This window comes from Rhizobium ecuadorense (assembly GCF_001187535.1).
Classification (GTDB): domain Bacteria; phylum Pseudomonadota; class Alphaproteobacteria; order Rhizobiales; family Rhizobiaceae; genus Rhizobium; species Rhizobium ecuadorense.
Window position 1 is genome coordinate 1 of the sequence record NZ_LFIO01000338.1, and the last position, 345, is coordinate 345.

Here is a 345-nt window from a genome sequence, read left to right on the forward strand (position 1 = left end):
GGGTAAGGCGGGTCCGGGTCGAGACCGGCCGTCGCACCGACGGCGAAGTCGAGATCGTCTCCGGCATAGATAAGTCGGCGAGAGTGGTGACGTCGGGCGGAGCGTTTCTGTCGGACAACGATCTCGTGAAGATTGCGGGAGAAGGTTGATGAACTTTTCCGCATTTTCGATCCGCAATCCCGTACCGGCAATCCTGCTCTTTGCGATGCTTGCCGTCGGCGGTTTGCTGGCCTTCAAGCATCTGCCGGTCCAGAACTTCCCCGATATGGACCTCCCGACCATCAAAATTACCGCGACGCTCGATGGCGCCGCGCCGGCGCAGCTCGAGACGGAGGTCGCCCGCAC

Annotated in this window: 1 protein-coding gene and 1 pseudogene; both read left to right on the forward strand. The window is 61.7% G+C overall.

From position 1 onward, the window contains the following. Window positions 1-149, forward strand: a pseudogene (locus tag AF337_RS45145) (efflux RND transporter periplasmic adaptor subunit); the annotation flags it as partial. Beyond that, window positions 149-345 (forward strand): efflux RND transporter permease subunit (locus AF337_RS07365; RefSeq protein WP_152970948.1); only part of this gene is annotated, 197 nt, incomplete at its 3' end. The pseudogene AF337_RS45145 and the gene AF337_RS07365, both read left to right, overlap by 1 nt.